The sequence below is a fragment of the Pseudomonas weihenstephanensis genome (assembly GCF_001043055.1).
GTDB lineage: Bacteria > Pseudomonadota > Gammaproteobacteria > Pseudomonadales > Pseudomonadaceae > Aquipseudomonas > Aquipseudomonas weihenstephanensis.
Genome location: NZ_JYLF01000008.1, coordinates 64330 through 78900, shown reverse-complemented (window position 1 = coordinate 78900; position 14571 = coordinate 64330). Strand labels below are relative to the sequence as shown.

The following is a 14571-nucleotide window of genomic DNA, read 5'->3' as shown; positions in this document are numbered from 1 at the left end:
GCTGTATTGCAATGACAGGTAACGTTTGCGTTTAGGCTGGCGCCCTGCACCACCCTTATTTAAAGAACAAGGAATACAGCTTCATGACGGATGCCACTCATACGCGCTTACGGCCATTGGCAGACAGCTCCCCTTCGGCCGTGGTCGCAGGCTTTATTGCGATGATGACCGGCTACACCAGTACCCTGGTGCTGATGTTTCAGGCAGGCCAGGCGGCGGGCCTGACCAGCGGGCAAATCTCGTCCTGGATCTGGGCGTTATCCATCGGCATGGCCATTTGCAGCATTGGTTTGTCCCTGCGTTATCGCACCCCGATCACCATCGCCTGGTCGACGCCAGGTGCTGCGTTACTGATTACCAGTTTGGGCGGCGTCAGCTACCCCGACGCGATCGGTGGCTATATGACCTGTGCCGTGCTGGTGATTATTTGTGGCGTGACTGGCAGCTTCGACCGCCTGGTCAAACGCATTCCTGCATCACTCGCCTCGGCGCTGCTGGCGGGCATCCTGTTTAAAATTTGCAGCGAAATATTCGTCGCGGCCCAGCACCAGACCGCACTGGTGCTGGGGATGTTTATCACCTACCTGATCGTCAAGCGCCTGTCCCCCCGCTATGCCGTGCTTGGGGCATTACTGGTGGGCACGTTGATCTGCGGGTTACTGGGGCTGTTGGACTTCAAGGATTTCGCCCTCGAAGTGGCGATCCCCGAGTGGACTACGCCGTCCTTTTCACTGGCTGCGACGATCAGTATCGGCATCCCGCTATTTGTTGTGGCCATGACCTCGCAAAACATGCCCGGCGTTGCCGTACTGCGCGCAGACGGCTACACCGTGCCCGCGTCGCCGCTGATTACCACGACCGGTATCGCTTCATTACTGTTGGCGCCCTTCGGCTCACATGGCATCAACCTCGCGGCCATCAGCGCCGCCATCTGCACCGGTCCGCACGCCCACGAAGACCCCAAAAAGCGCTATACCGCCGCCGTGTGGTGCGGAATCTTCTACGGCATTGCCGGTATTTTCGGCGCAACGCTGGCCGGGCTGTTTGCGGCGTTTCCAAAAGAGTTGGTGCTGTCGATTGCCGCTCTGGCATTGTTCGGTTCAATCATGAACGGCCTGACCATCGCCATGAACGAATCCAAAGAGCGTGAAGCCGCACTGGTCACATTTATGGTCACCGCCTCGGGCATGACCCTGTTCTCGGTGGGATCCGCGTTTTGGGGGATTGTCGCAGGGGTTTTGACGCTGATGATTCTGAGCTGGAAAACCCGATAAGCCACACGCGTGCAGGCGCAAGCGTGCTTGAGCCTGCACCGGGTTATCAGATCGCCAGTGCTCCGCCATCCACCGCCAACGCATGGCCCGTGGTAAAGGCCGCACCGTCAGAGCACAGATACAACACGGCACTGGCCACTTCCTCGGCAGTGCCAATGCGCCCCATCGGATGCACGGCCGCGGCATACTGCGCCTTACGCGGATCTGCTTCGCAGGCACGGCGAAACATGTCGGTATCGATCACCCCAGGGCAGATGGCATTCACCCGGATGCTTTTTTTCGCGTACTCAATCGCCGCCGACTTGGTCAGGCCTATCACCGCATGTTTGGATGCCGAATAAATACTCATTTTCGGTGCCGCGCCCAAACCGGCCACTGACGCGGTGTTGACAATGACGCCGCCGCCCTGCGCCACCATCAAGGGCAACTGGTACTTCATGCACAGCCACACGCCTTTGACATTAACCCCCATGATCGCGTCGAACTCGTCCTGCGTGCCGTCAGCCAAACGGCCCTGCTCAATTTCAATCCCCGCATTATTGAACGCATAATCCAAACGCCCGTAGGTGTTAACGGTTTGATCCATCAACTGTTTGACATCCGCTTCAAGGGTCACATTACAGCGCACAAACAAGGCGATGCCGCCAGCGGCCTGGATCTGCCTGACCGTCTCTTGCCCACCATGAACGTCTACATCGGCGGCCACTACACATAATCCTTCAGCGGCAAACGCCAGGGCTGTCGCTTTACCGATGCCCGCCCCTGCACCCGTCACGACCGCAACGCGGCCCGCAAATGTCATGCTCATTATTTTTATCCTTATCGAAGTGCGCTGCGCATCGACAGCCCATGAAGTATTTATCGCAGTGATAAAACCCTGCCCAGCACCATCACCCGAACTGATAAAAAAACATTCGTCATCACGCATTTACTTGCGGTCAAAGCCAAGAACGTCTATCAACAACCTTTGCCTTTATGAAGACCCCTTGCCATGACTGACCTGAACAATCGCCAATTCCTGCTTGCTAAACGCCCCGTCGGTGCAGCCACTCGCGACACGTTTACCTATCAAGAAATCCCCGTGGGCCAGCCCGGCGAAGGCCAGATCCTGGTCAAAAACGAGTATTTGTCCCTTGACCCCGCCATGCGCGGCTGGATGAACGAAGGCAAGTCGTACATTCCTCCCGTCGGTTTGGGCGAGGTCATGCGTGCGTTGGGCGTGGGCAAGGTGATTGCCTCCTCACACCCCGATTTCAGCGTAGGTGACTACGTCAATGGCGCGCTGGGCGTGCAGGATTATTTTCTGGGCGCACCACGAGGCTTCTACAAAATCGACCCGACTCTGGTGCCACTGCCCGTGTATTTGTCCGCGCTGGGCATGACCGGCATGACCGCCTACTTTGCCCTGCTGGAAGTCGGCACCCCCAAAGAAGGCGACACGGTGGTGATCTCTGGCGCTGCGGGTGCCGTGGGCAGCATTGCCGGGCAAATCGCCAAACTCAAAGGCTGCCGTGTAGTAGGCATCGCTGGCGGCAAAGAGAAATGCAGCTACTTGATTGACGAGTTGGGGTTTGACGGGATTATCGACTACAAAAACGAAGACGTGCTCGCAGGTCTGAAACGTGAATGCCCTAAAGGCGTCGATGTGTATTTCGACAACGTAGGCGGCGACATTCTGGATGCCGTACTCAGCCGTTTGAGCTTCAAGGCTCGCGTCATCATCTGTGGTGCCATCAGCCAATACAACAACAAGGAAGCCGTAAAAGGGCCTTCCAACTACTTGTCGCTGTTGGTCAATCGCGCACGCATGGAGGGCTTTGTGGTGATGGACTATGCCGATCGCTATGGTGCAGCCGGGCAAGAAATGGCGGGATGGTTAGCCAAAGGCCAACTCAAAAGCAGAGAAGACATCGTCGAGGGACTGCAAACCTTCCCTGAAATGCTGATGAAGCTGTTTAACGGCGAAAACTTCGGCAAGCTCATATTGAAGGTCTAGCACGCAACCTCGTGCTCTGAGAGTTGACGAGGTACGAGGCTGCGATCCAGTGTTCAGCACGGTTCAACCCGAGTACAGCGGTATAGCTGTCACACCCGACTACACCGCTGCGCCAAAGCGGGTTTACGCCAACTCGGCGACCACCGCCGCCAATGCCTTGGCCGGATCTGCGGCCTGGCTGATCGGACGGCCGATCACCAAATAGTCAGAACCGGCATCCAGCGCCTGACGTGGCGTCAAGATGCGGCGCTGGTCGTCCAGCGCACTGCCCGCCGGCCGAATACCTGGCGTCACCAACTGCAATGACGGGTGAGCCGCCTTCAGCGCTTGCGCTTCGAGCGCCGAGCACACCAGACCGTCCATACCGGCTTTTTGTGCCAGAGCTGCCAGACGCAGCACTTGCTCTTGCGGCTCGATATCCAGGCCGATGCCCGCGAGGTCTTCACGCTCCATGCTGGTCAACACCGTGACCCCAATCAGCAACGGCTGAGGACCTGAACGCTTGTCCAGCACCTCACGGCAAGCGGCCATCATGCGCATGCCACCCGAGCAATGCACGTTGACCATCCACACGCCCATTTCAGCAGCAGCTTTAACCGCCATCGCAGTGGTATTAGGGATGTCATGGAATTTGAGGTCCAGAAATACCTCGAAGCCCTTGTCGCGCAATGTACCGACAATTTCAGAGGCACAACTGGTGAACAATTCTTTGCCCACTTTGACGCGGCACAGCTTGGGGTCCAACTGATCAGCCAGTTTCAATGCGGCGTCACGCGTTGGGAAATCCAGGGCGACGATAATAGGAGTCTGGCAGTCGGACATTAGCGGGTTCTCAGGCAGGTCGAAATCGGCGCGCATTGTAGCGGAACCAGCCGCTTACCGGCACCCGATGATCGTAAATTCGCGATTTTAGTCATCGCCCAACAATTAAAGAGCATGGCGAGATAAGCGGCCTACAATTGAACCACTGGCGCCTGCCTGCACTCACATCTATAAATGGCGAGTCAATGAGCAACCTCTTGCTCGGCAGCGCGCCCACTCAAGGAGAGATTTATGCCCTGGTATGCCTGGTTAATTCTGATCGTTGCTATTGGTGCCATCGTAGGCGGGCTGATGACCCTGCGTGACACCGCCAACAAAGTCGAACTCACTGATGAACAGCGCAAACGCGTTGCCGAGCGCAATGCAGAGATGGACGCCAAGGAATCAAAAGACAATTAAACGCTGAGTGACCGACAGCTTTGAACGTGTTCATAGCCAAATACCTACACGTCTTTACATAAAATCGCCCATACAACCTGCGGAAACACAGGCATATGATGGCTGATTGAAATCAAGGACGCACGCCATGAGGTATTCCCAAGACCATAAGGCCCACACCCATCAGCGCATTATCGAAGAAGCCTCTATACGTTTTCGACGAGACGGCATCGGCGCAACGGGGTTACAGCCTCTTATGAAAGCATTGGGTCTGACTCATGGCGGCTTTTATGCGCACTTCTCCTCCAAAGACGAGTTAGTTGAAAAAGCCCTCCAGCACGCTGCCTCCGAGGTGGATGGACGCTGTAACGAGCTGTTCAACACCACGGACCCGCTGCATACCTTTATCGACACTTACCTCTCCGAATGGCACCTCACCTCCCCTCACGAGGGCTGCCCGCTGCCAACCATGTCCATTGAAATGGCCCAGAACGGCAACCCTAGCGCGACCACCGACTACGTCATCAATGCCCGGCTCAAGCAAATCCAGGATGTATTGACAGGCCCTGACGCCGAAGATCAAAGCATTGTGCTGTTTGCCACATTAGTGGGTGCGCTGGTTCTCTCCCGGGGCGCCGAGAACGAGGACTTGAAAGAGAAGATTCTGGATGTAACGCGTAAAGCGTTGAAGGGTCCTGTTCACCCGGCTTAAACAACAGAAAGCAAAAAGGCCAGTCACAGGCTGGCCTTCTGTCATACATCGATAGGGCTTAGTTAACCGCAACCTTGTCACGGTTCTTCTCGTAGATCGCCTTGCCTATTCCCTTGACCTCCAGCAACTCGTCCGCAGAAGCAAAATCACCATGTGCTTCCCGGTAGGCCACGATGGCTCTGGCTTTAGCGGCGCCAACACCCGACAGCTCACGCTGCAAGGTCGCTTCGTCTGCCGTATTCAAATTAATGGTCATCACTTGAACATCAGGTGCCACTTGAGCGGGTGTAACGACTGTGGCGGGCGGTGTGGCAGGCGTATTGGCACCCGCCAACCCCGAAATACCCGACAACATGGCCATGACGAACAAAGGAACCAGTGCAATACGCATGAGTGACACTCCAAGACATCGTTAAATGGAAACAGCTTTCCTGAGCTGTATGCCAAACCTAGACGATGTCGAGAAAGAGTCAAAAATCAAGCGATTGCAGCATGTGTATTCAGCCTGACGAGCGCACTGCGCAACCGATGAAAGCAGGTGCAGAACATGCCGGTAAACTGCGATTAGAGACACGAAATAGGCTCATGTTTACCCTGGTTCTCACACGCGGTTAACAATGATGCCCCTCATTCAAACAACAGTGTCCGGCTGAACAGCTGTACGATTTATACCCTTCGGGAATACAACCTTGCGCACTTTTTCATTGAGTGGTTTTTCAACAAAGAAGTGAGTCAGCAACGCGACAAACTGACAGACGAAAAAGCATATAACCAGCAAGCCTAACAAGCCAATTTTCGGATACAACGTGTATCGATCAATCACAAAGGTGATCCAGGGAAGGACTAGCCAATGAGTTAAATAGAGGCTGTACGACGCATCACCCAGCACACTGAAAACCTTTGGCATTGAGTAGTAGGGCTCCAAGCTTATCGCTGCCCAAACGATTAAAAATGCAAACGTACCCCAGACCAACACCCGGTTATAGGCGCCCCCGACACTGGACATCAGCGCATGAAGCTCTGTGTAGTAAAACACAGGGACGATCAACAGCATCAATGCTGCCGACAACCACTTATTCAAAAAATAGCCATTGAGGTAGCACCCATAAAGGATAAGTCCGAACAAAAACTCGATCATCATGGGGGTAGCCAATAACTTTAACGGCGGAAAATAGCTTGCAAACGTGGCCCCCGCAGAGCCAAGCAACAGTGCAGAACCCAGCAATAACAGTGCATAGGAGATGGCCACATGAAAAAAGCTTTTAGCACCAAGCAGGAGCATAATGGCCACGGCGGTGTAAAACAAAAATTCAAGTTGCAGTGTCCAACCGACATTCAGCGTGGGCGCTACAACGGCATGAGTGAAGGTTAAAGACTCAAACAACAGCGTCCAGTCCAACTTGGCCAACCCATAGACATTGTTCACTTCAAAGTTTGGGGTCAACCCTGAATAGCGCACGATAAGAGCAGCCAAAATAACAAAGGCGGTCGCCACGAAATACAAGGGCCAGATACGGACTATTCGACGAATAAAAAAACTGAAACCTCCCATTTTCGGGAGTTGACTTACGTTATTAGAAGCACCAAACAAGATGTAAGGAATAATGAATCCACTGATAATGAAAAATATATCCACACCAAAGCCACCCAAATGAATGGCATGTGATGACACACCAAAGGCATTGAGAGGTGCGTGAGCAAATATTACCAGCGACGCTGCCACAAACCGTAAAAACTGAATATTATTTATCACTTTTTATTCCGCACACAGTTAATTTCTTCGGACTCGCCAACCGCTCGCTCTCGCCCATCTTCAATGCAAACACCTGTCATTTCCTGCCCCTACTGCCCAGCCATTTCATTATTTTAATTTAGCGTTTCACACGCTACTTCACGCCCTGCTTGCTAAAGCGTTGGATCAACATCGCCACGAGGACAAATACTAGAAGCAGTGCCGCTACAGACAAATACAGGCTCGCCGACATCCAGGGCCCTTGTCGGCCGAAATAATATTGCCACTCACCACTTTGATAACTCAGCCCTTGTGCAAGAGCCTGAGCATTGTTTGACTGAAGAAACATTAATGGCGTGATGAGCAAAGCCGCATAAATAACACTCCATATCCGCAGGCCAAACGAAAACCCTGACATGGCGAAGATAGCTGCACTGACTGGCAGCACCCCTATCCATTGCCTGCTTTCCGAGCCGAACAACAGAAAGGGTAAATAAGCAGCCAGTACGACAATCAGTGCCCGGGGCACGCTACGCTCGCGCTTGATACTCCAGCGATAAAGGCTCCACAGGGACAACACAATCACAGGGCCGAACGCATAAAAGTGCGCAACCAGCGGTTTAAACGGCGCCGCAAGTGATTGCAATGTCATGAACTTGGTCAACGGCGGGCCTGCGAAACCTACAGACCAATCAAAACTTAAGTACACCCACACAAAGGTACTGGCAAGCACCACAAGACTCACGCACAACCACTTTATGTTCAATGCCGACCAGACAGAGCGGTCGACGATCAGCCTTGAGTAGATCCAGGCGACATACAAAACGCATAAAATAGCGGCGACATACGTCAGTGGTAGCCATTCAGTCAGCGCTGTTTGACCATTTTTATCTACGGCATGAACAGCAATTTTCTCAACCGAAAAGCGCAGTAAATGTTTTAACAGCAACGCAGCAGCAATGACCCCGGAGACGGCAAATATACGAACTGACAACACCTTGGCTGACTGACAACCTTCATCCTTGCTGGCGTGCTGTTTAAAAGGGAAGCACAGTAATACAAGAGGCAATAAAAACAACCCGGGCAGTACCCAGACACTCAGCACACACAGACCTGACAGCCACACCCGAAGAGACTTTGACCACAGCCAAAGCGCTGTACAACTCAACGCAATAGCCGCGTGATCACTGAGAATTGGGTAATACACCGGCATGACCAATACGGGCCAGGTCAACATCAGCAAACCTGTCGACATTAACGCCGACTTTCGTTCGCACCCTATGTTCATTAAGGCTGAATAAAACAAAGCCAGCCCTATGGAAACAACGAGCCCATTCAACAACATTTGAAAGGTCAAGAAGTACGTTGGCGACAACCCGAGTGCGGCACCGCCAATCAAAGGACCAAAGCCTGGCATCCGCATTAAACGATACGGATCGCCATGAATGGCCTCACCTCGTGCAAGCCGCTCAATATAGTTCAAATAGATCGAACCATCCCATCCCGTCCCTGCATTGACTGCAATAGTACCGCACACCCAATACACCACAACAAACAGCAGAATAGCGCACAGCACAATCATAGATTGAGTGGTGTAGCGATGTGCAAAAAGGCTTTCTTTACTCACGTCAAAACCGTCCAACGAATAAATACTTCGACAGAAAATAGGTACAGGGAATAGTCACGGCAACCGCAATTAACGGCGCTATCCATTGAGGCATGCCGAGGTAGTCGACACTGCCCCACACCACACACACGCCCAACACATACTGCGCGGCATACACCAGTGGGAACAGCAGGATTGATGCTGCCCCTTGGGTTGCCTTAAACACAAAAAAACGCCCCATGACGTAGGCGAAAATGATGCCAAATACATAAGAGACGGTATAACTCAGCCTGAAATCAAGCGCCTGCAATAACGCAAGGTAAATACCGTATGAGAGTAATGTCCCCATGCCGCCCGACACCAGGAAACGGACAAATCTATGCTTGAACATTCAACGCTTCGCCTTAAACACTTATGTTTCTATTACCGAAACGGCTGCACCCGCTTTTGCACCGGCGTAGACAGAACTGCACATCGGAATTGCAAGTGGACGATTCTTGGTATTTTCATAAGTTCGCCAGGCGTACGAACCCACAATCCCCATCCCCAACAGGTTGAGGCATCCCAAAAACGTCAGCGTGATCATGATCATTGCATAGCCGGGCACTTCTATTGCGCCATGCAGTTTGGCAATTAGCGTCAACAGCCCAAACAGCGCTGCCACTCCTGCACCCACAGCGCCTGCTCTCGTCAACCAACGAATCGGCAAGTCGGTGAACGAGAATACGCTGTCCATCAAATAATTAACTTTCTTGCGTAATGTCCATGCTGACTTGCCATGCTCACGTGTCTGTCGTGTGTAGGTGACTTGTTCTCGGCGAAACCCCAACCAAAAAATCTGGGCAATCAATGAACTGTGTCGCTCATCCAGCGTCAAAAGCGTGTCACGAAACGCTTTGTTGCAGGCGAACATATCAACCCCGCCGGGTGGGATTTCCGGGACAACAAAGCGTCGGTAAGCCCCCCAAAACAGTGAAGACGATAACTTGCTCAGCCACGGATCATTCCTGTTTTCGCGCACCCCCACCACCACGTCAGCTTGATCATTGAGTAACAGGCGATTCATTTCTATTACCAGTTCCGGTGGTTCCTGGAGGTCCGCGGCCATCACTGCAAATCGATTACCCGTACCGTATTGCAAGCCGGTTCGGATGGCCATGAACGATCCGAAGTTTTTCGACAATAAAATCAGTTGCGAACTGAAACGTTGCGTAGAAAGCGTGTCCCGCAATATTTCATAACAACGATCAGGGCTGCCATCTACAACGAAAACAACCTCCAGCGCATCATTGAGTTGCTCACTCATCGAGGAGATGGCAGGTAGCAAACTGGGTAAATTGCTTTCGTTGCAATAGACAGGGATTACCAATGTCAGCACTTCAAATTCCTTGCGTCATACATAGCTCACACCGATCAGGGTTCTAAACGGCGCTGCTGATAGATCCAGTCCACAATTTCACCGTCCGGTGCATAACCACTCACGGTGTCGCGCAACAATTGTCTCACGCGCGAATAATCATCCTGCTCAACAGCTTGCAGTAACTGCGACAAACGCTGTTTAAGCTCGTCCCACGAAAGGAGATCTTCGGTGGCACTCATGATCATCGGATGTTGGGTGGCCACAACGTTGTCACCAATCAATAACTCTTCGTAGAGTTTTTCACCAGGACGCAGACCCGTGAATTCAATCTCGATATCACCGTGCAGATTCTTGTCGGAACGTACGCTAAGACCGGAAAGATGGATCATCTTCTCAGCCAGTTCAACGATGCGCACCGGCTCCCCCATGTCCAACACAAACACATCACCACCCAGGCCCATTGAACCTGCTTGAATAACCAGTTGCGCCGCTTCCGGGATCGTCATGAAGTAGCGCGTGATTTTCGGATGCGTCACGGTTAACGGTCCGCCCGCTTTGATCTGCTTGTGAAACAGCGGAATAACTGAGCCCGAAGACCCTAATACATTGCCGAAGCGCACCATGGTAAAGCGGGTTTTATTAACCCGAGACACATTCGCTTTATCGCCGAACAGTACAGGGGCCAATTCGCGACTGAGCGCCTGCAACGTCATTTCTGCCAGACGTTTGGTGCTACCCATAACATTGGTGGGCCGTACAGCCTTGTCGGTCGAGATCAACACGAAGTTCGCAACGCCTGCCTGCAACGCCGCCTGAGCGGTATTGAGCGTACCGATGACATTATTCAGCACGCCTTCTGCAATGTTGTGCTCAACCATCGGTACATGCTTGTAGGCGGCGGCGTGATACACCGTATCAACTCGCCAGGTTTGCATCACATCCAGCAATTTTTGCGGATTGCGCACAGACCCCAAAATAGGCAAGACCCTCACCGACAAGGACTCGCGGGTTACACGCTGTTCAAGTTCCGAAAGAATGCTGTAAAGGTTGAATTCACTGTGCTCAAACAACAGCAACGTGGTTGGGCGTAGTGCAAGAATCTGGCGACACAGTTCAGATCCAATCGAGCCGCCGGCACCGGTCACCAGAACACTTTGCCCCTTGATGCAATGCTCAAGAAGTTCACCTTGGGCAGGCACAGCATCACGACCCAGCAAGTCAGCAATGTCGACCTCCTGGATGTCGTCTACTTTGACCCGGCCACTGGCCAGGTCCATGAAACCCGGAACACTTCTCACGTGCAGAGGAAAGCCTTCCAGCAACCCCAGGATTTCTCGACGACGCCCGCGCGAAGAAGACGGTATGGCCAGCAGCAACTCCTGAGCCCCCGTTCGGTCGATCATTTGCTGTATGTTTTTAGCCCGGTAAACCTGCAAACCAGAGATCACTCGGTCTGCGATGCTTTCATCATCATCAATAAAAGCCACAGGGCGCATGACTCGCCCCATCCGCAATGCCGCAACCAATTGATTGCCAGCCGCGCCTGCACCATAAATCACAACCCTGGGCAATCCGTCATCGCGATTGGTAAAAGGCACATGTTGTGCCGCTGCGAACCAGTCCCCGAGAAAGTATTGACGCATACCCAGGCGCAGCCCGCCCAACATGATCAGGCTCAGCCACCAGTAGTTGAAGATGATCGAACGCGGCACGACATTTTGATGGTTGCTGTACCAATACACGACCACGGCCAAAATCAGCGATGAAAGGCTGACGGCTTTGATAATGGCGATCAACGCATCATTTCCGAAGTAACGCATTACCGCGCGGTACATGCCAAAACGAACAAACAGAGGTATCGCAATCACCGGCGCACAGACAAAAAGCCACGTGTGCATCATGATCGGATTGATCATCTCGTCAACGCCAAGGCGCACGACAAAAGCAAGCCACAGCGCGAGCCAGACTAATAAAACATCTGTGAATACCTGCAAAACGCGTTTGTGCCAGCGTGAGAGGTTGAGCAAATACGATCTGATTCTATCCATAACGCCTTCTAACACCTCTGTAACTCTTGATTGCGATAAGAGTAACTGTTAACTCATTGCGTCAATACCGCAATTTCCTTGTACGTACCGCTTTCAAGCCACAGGTTCAGCAGTGCCGGCCTTGAGTTTATAAGCCAGAGCGATCAACGGGACATAAGCCACCACGAGACACAGCGCACCATTCCAACCATAGACACCCACCCCCAAGGCAATCGGGAAAAGCCAAACAATATTGATGGCCGCAACGGTAAGGGTGACCGGCAAGTGACGACCCGCTGAGCGCGACGCATATTGGTAACCATGCGTTCTATGCGCCTCATAGACTTTCTCTCCACGCAGCAGGCGCCTGAAGAGCGTGAACGTTGCATCAACAATGAATACGCCGAGCAAAATGAGCCATACCCAAAGCAGTTGAGACTGCGCCCAGGCAGCCTGAAGCGACAACACACCGAGAATCAAACCGAGGAAACCACTGCCTGCATCGCCCATGAAAATGCGCGCAGGAGGGAAGTTCCACAAAAGAAAGCCCGCCACGGCCGCCGCCAGCAAGAGAGGCGCTACAAGTAGATAACCCGCACTCCCTGCCAGCCAGTAAATAAGAGCAGCACCCAAGCACGCACAAATGGCCTCAATACTGGCAAGGCCGTCGATACCGTCCATGAAGTTATAAAGATTGAGCATCCAGACTAAATACAAAGCCCCGAGCACATACCCCGCCCAACTTAAGTGTATGGTCCAGCCAAACACCTCTAAAGAAGGCAGCCCCCCGACCCAAAAGAGCGCCCACAATGCAGCACTGAAGTGCCCCAGCAGACGCCAACGCGCGGCAATATGACCATGATCGTCCATGAAGCCAATCACTGCGACTAACGCTCCGGCCCCAAGAATGGACACTGCCGCGGCTTGATCAATAGCACCGGCGACATAGAGCAAAACAATAGCCAATAAATAAATGACCACAATGGCAACACCTCCCCCTCGCGGGGTAGGAATCACATGTGAGCTTCGCGCATTGGGAATATCGATGATGTTACGGCGCAGCGCATATTGACGCAGCACCCACGTCATCAATGCAGAACCCAATACAACGGCGATAAAAAATAAAGAAATATCCATCAAAACCTCTAGACAGGCCTGCGATTCAAGCCCTGCGGGTGTGCGAACCAGCCAAGCGTCCAGATTGCAACTGTGTGTCAAGTCGCCCTCAGAGCGACTCAACACACCGTTGCCATCCATCACAGGGGCCGCAAATCAAAGCGCCTGCAGAGCTGCACTCAGATCGCGCACATTAAACGGTGCTATTGCGGCCAATGGAAGAGTAAGCAATGCCCGCTTTGGACATGGCTTCGGGTTCAAACAAATTACGGCCGTCGATCACAATGCGTTCTGCCAGGTTAGACGCCAGCCAGGCAGGGTCTACGGCTCTGAAAGCTTTCCATTCAGTGCAAATAACCAACGCATCACTGGAGGCCAACGCTTCATCACTGGTCGCACACAGCGTCAGGCCAGCTTGATCCTTGTAGATACGGTGGCATTCTTCCATGGCTTTAGGATCATACGCCTTAACCTTACCGCCAGCCGCCCAGATGGCTTCCATCAGCGTACGGCTTGGCGCATCGCGCATGTCGTCAGTATTAGGTTTAAAAGACAGGCCCCACACCGCAATGGTTTTGCCTTCCAAACGACCGCCAAAAGCATCAGACAGTTTCTGGAACAGTACTTTTTTCTGACGGTTATTAACTTTCTCTACGGACTGAATCAACTCCGGCACATAACCGACTTCCAATGCCGTTCGCGCAAGGGCTTGTACATCTTTCGGGAAGCAAGAGCCGCCATAACCACAACCCGGGTAGATGAACTGATAACCAATGCGCGGGTCGGAGCCAATGCCTATACGAACGCTTTCGATGTCCGCACCCAGCTTTTCAGCCAGGTTAGCTACTTCGTTCATGAAGCTGATTTTAGTTGCCAGCATGGCGTTGGCTGCGTACTTGGTCAGCTCAGCAGAACGAATATCCATGAAAATCAGCTTGTCGTGGTTACGACTGTAGGGGGCGTAGCACTCGCGCATACGGGTTTTTACGTAGTCAGAATCCGTACCAATGACGATTCGCGCGCCCTTGGTAAAGTCTTCAATGGCTGCACCCTCTTTCAGAAACTCAGGGTTGGAACAGACATCGACCGTCAACGACAGGTCACGCGCAGCCAGCTGATTCAGAATTTCAGCCTTGACCTTATCCGCGGTCCCCACCGGTACCGTTGACTTATCAACAACGATTTTGTGTTCGTTCATATGCTGACCAATGGATTTGGCCACCGCGAGAACGTATTTCAAATCTGCCGAACCGTCTTCGTCCGGAGGAGTGCCGACAGCAATAATTTGAATTTCGGCGAATTCAATGGCTTCGCGCGCATCGGTCGTGAAGTTGAGGCGACCCGCTGTGTAATTCTGAACAACCATCGCCTCCAAACCAGGCTCATAGATGGGGATAATGCCCTTCTTCAGGTTATTGATTTTTACTTCATCAATATCGACGCATGTCACATGGTGCCCAATATCTGCCAAGCAGGTACCGGTGACCAAACCTACATACCCCGTGCCGAAAATAGTAACTTTCAAAGTATCACCTGCATTTTCAAATA

The 14571-nt window shown here is 52.7% G+C and carries 14 protein-coding genes; 4 read left to right on the top strand and 10 right to left on the bottom strand.

The features are described from left to right. Window positions 1–83 precede the first annotated feature (83 nt). Window positions 84–1274 carry a benzoate/H(+) symporter BenE family transporter gene (locus TU86_RS17660; RefSeq protein WP_048365612.1) on the top strand — a complete coding sequence of 397 codons (1191 nt, stop codon included), beginning with the start codon at window positions 84–86 and terminating at the stop codon, window positions 1272–1274. A 46-nt stretch (window positions 1275–1320) separates the two neighbouring features. On the opposite strand, the gene TU86_RS17655 is transcribed toward TU86_RS17660, so the two are convergent. Then, entirely contained in the window at window positions 1321–2082 is a 762-nt protein-coding gene (locus TU86_RS17655; protein ID WP_048365611.1) for an SDR family oxidoreductase, read from the bottom strand. Between the two features lie 183 nt (window positions 2083–2265). Here TU86_RS17655 and TU86_RS17650 point away from each other — a divergent pair, with 183 nt between their 5' ends. Further along, a complete protein-coding gene (locus tag TU86_RS17650; RefSeq protein ID WP_048365610.1) occupies window positions 2266–3270 on the top strand; it encodes an NADP-dependent oxidoreductase in 1005 nt (334 codons plus the stop codon). A gap of 123 nt (window positions 3271–3393) precedes the next feature. Here TU86_RS17650 and pyrF read toward each other — a convergent pair whose 3' ends face one another. Continuing rightward, on the bottom strand, window positions 3394–4092 hold the full coding sequence (gene pyrF / locus TU86_RS17645; RefSeq protein WP_162207811.1) for an orotidine-5'-phosphate decarboxylase: 699 nt from the start codon (window positions 4090–4092) through the stop codon (window positions 3394–3396). Between the two features lie 231 nt (window positions 4093–4323). Between pyrF and TU86_RS22590 the strand changes: the two genes are divergently transcribed. Beyond that, entirely contained in the window at window positions 4324–4491 is a 168-nt protein-coding gene (locus tag TU86_RS22590) for a DUF2897 family protein (RefSeq protein ID WP_082149311.1), read from the top strand. Between the two features lie 127 nt (window positions 4492–4618). Beyond that, entirely contained in the window at window positions 4619–5182 is a 564-nt protein-coding gene (locus TU86_RS17640) for a TetR/AcrR family transcriptional regulator (protein ID WP_048365608.1), read from the top strand. A gap of 58 nt (window positions 5183–5240) precedes the next feature. Here the strand turns inward: TU86_RS17640 and TU86_RS17635 are convergent, their stop codons facing one another. From TU86_RS17635 to TU86_RS17600, 8 genes are all read right to left on the bottom strand, one after another. Further along, window positions 5241–5573, bottom strand: coding sequence for a ComEA family DNA-binding protein (locus TU86_RS17635; protein ID WP_048365607.1), 333 nt, complete (start codon window positions 5571–5573; stop codon window positions 5241–5243). Between the two features lie 240 nt (window positions 5574–5813). Beyond that, the gene (locus tag TU86_RS17630; protein WP_048365606.1) at window positions 5814–6935 is read right to left on the bottom strand and encodes an acyltransferase family protein; all 1122 of its coding nucleotides are present in this window, start codon (window positions 6933–6935) and stop codon (window positions 5814–5816) included. Between the two features lie 133 nt (window positions 6936–7068). Then, a complete protein-coding gene (locus TU86_RS17625; RefSeq protein WP_157395923.1) occupies window positions 7069–8541 on the bottom strand; it encodes a hypothetical protein in 1473 nt (490 codons plus the stop codon). Window position 8542: 1 nt separating this feature from the next. After that, on the bottom strand, window positions 8543–8911 hold the full coding sequence (locus tag TU86_RS17620) for a GtrA family protein (protein WP_048365604.1): 369 nt from the start codon (window positions 8909–8911) through the stop codon (window positions 8543–8545). Between the two features lie 21 nt (window positions 8912–8932). Further along, a complete protein-coding gene (locus TU86_RS17615) occupies window positions 8933–9898 on the bottom strand; it encodes a glycosyltransferase family 2 protein (RefSeq protein WP_048365603.1) in 966 nt (321 codons plus the stop codon). Between the two features lie 35 nt (window positions 9899–9933). Next, a complete protein-coding gene (locus tag TU86_RS17610; protein WP_048365602.1) occupies window positions 9934–11928 on the bottom strand; it encodes a polysaccharide biosynthesis protein in 1995 nt (664 codons plus the stop codon). A 93-nt stretch (window positions 11929–12021) separates the two neighbouring features. After that, window positions 12022–13044 carry an MraY family glycosyltransferase gene (locus TU86_RS17605; RefSeq protein WP_048365717.1) on the bottom strand — a complete coding sequence of 341 codons (1023 nt, stop codon included), beginning with the start codon at window positions 13042–13044 and terminating at the stop codon, window positions 12022–12024. Window positions 13045–13216: 172 nt separating this feature from the next. Further along, a complete protein-coding gene (locus TU86_RS17600; protein WP_048365601.1) occupies window positions 13217–14548 on the bottom strand; it encodes a UDP-glucose dehydrogenase family protein in 1332 nt (443 codons plus the stop codon). Between the last annotated feature and the right edge of the window lie 23 nt (window positions 14549–14571).